Here is a 1746-nt window from a genome sequence, read left to right on the forward strand (position 1 = left end):
TGGGAGCAGTACAGCGAGGAGCACGAGAAGGGGATCGGTCAGGTCCTGGCCGCTGACCCGAAGGTCGTTCAGCAGGCTCGTGCCGCGGTCGGCCAGTTGTACACGTACCTGGCCCTACGCCACGGGGCGGTCAAGGCCCGTCAGGCGTTCTTCCCCGAGCATCAGGACCCGGCCGACGCACGGGAGGCGATGCGCAGGCTGCGCGACCCCGGCTCGGACGCGAGCCTGTCCGAGCTGATGACGGCGTTCGCCAATGCCGCGTACGCGAACCCGGCCGACGAGTACACGCTGAGCAGGCTGCTGAGCCAACGCGGCGATGGGGCGCGGGCGCGATGGCAGCGGGCGACCAGGTTCATCACCGCGCTGCCGTCCACCATGCGTCGCTGGTTTTCGTTGCGGGGCTGGCCGATCCGCATGCGTACCGGGGCCGTGATCGCGGCACGCCCCGAGTCGGCGCGAGGGCGTGATGCCGCCTGGCTCGCCCAGATGCGCGACCGGCGGGGCCTTCGTGTCGGGCAGAGCGCGGCGCACTCCGCCGCGTGGCTGCTCCAGGTGCACCGGTGGCTGAACGTGCCCGACGGCGACGCTTTGCTGTTCCGTCAGGCGCTGATGGGCTGGCTCCTGCCCTCGGGCGAACACTCCCTGTTCGACGTCCTTGAGGCGTCGCACCAGGCCGGAACGCGGGACGCGGCCGAACCGGACCTCTCCGGGATCGATGCCGCGGGCCTGCACGGCTGGGCGGATGGGAACCTCGACCCACGTGGGCTGCTGGGTGATCCGGAGGTCCGAAAGCGGGTCGGGGCAGAGGTCAGAGAAGCGCTCCTGGAGTCGCTCACGCCGCCGCACCAGCGGATGTACGTGGCCCGGACGACCTGGTTGACCTCGGACGTCACCGGGGAAGGCGCGGGCACGGACGCGTTTTCCCGGATGACCGGCCGGCCCGGCGGCGAAAGCCTCAGCGGGACGGTGCCGCCGCCGTTCCCCCCTGTCCGGCGCGAGAGCCGCGAAGCCCTGGACGACGGGCTGCTGCGTCACGACGACGTCCAGGTTCTCCACGCTGAAACGGCTTACGTTTTTGCGCTGCACCTGGTCAGCGGTTCTGACGCACGGCTGCTCGACGAGCGGTTCGGCGACGGCGTCGAGGGCGCACGGCTGCTGAGGGAGCGGGCACGTGAGGTGGTCGAGGACGCTTTCGCGGCGGCCGGCCGGCCATCGGAGACGGACTTTAGGTCCTCGCTGCCGCTGCTGTTCCTGCGTGACGAGCGGTTCCGGGAACTGGCCCGCCAAGCCGAGGTGCTTATCGGCCAGACGATGCCTGGGGGGCCCGGGACGCAGCTGCCACAGCTTCGGCACGCGCTGACGGAACACGCCGAGCAGCTCGCCGGCAAGCTCCAGGAAGAGCTGGGGGAGCACCGGGAGATGGCGGCCGAGGCGCTGGCCATGATGGCGCCCGTCCATTCCAGCGTGTACTGGACCAGCGAGGCGGCGCACGCCCCGGCCGAGGGCGCACGTCTGATCCTGCCGCGCTTCCACTGGGCGACGACTCGTTTCGACACCGCGCGCGCCCAGGCGCTGGTGCGGGGCGCGGACGCCCGCCCGGCGGTGTGGGAGGCGGAGAATGCCACGGGCCGCGACATCTCCCCGTTCGCCCGCGTTCCCGGCGAGGGCACAGTCCGCTACGCCGCGCCGGTCACCGTCGAGGTCGTCGCACGCGAGGAGCGCCTGGACGCGAACGGGCAGCCGTAC

The 1746-nt window shown here is 71.8% G+C and carries 1 protein-coding gene; it reads left to right on the forward strand.

What is annotated here, in order from left to right:
• Positions 1 to 1746 (forward strand): hypothetical protein (locus ACI2L1_RS45165; protein WP_404745295.1); only part of this gene is annotated, 1746 nt, incomplete at both ends.

The organism is Streptomyces sp. NPDC019531 (genome assembly GCF_044903305.1).
Taxonomy (GTDB): Bacteria; Actinomycetota; Actinomycetes; order Streptomycetales; family Streptomycetaceae; genus Streptomyces.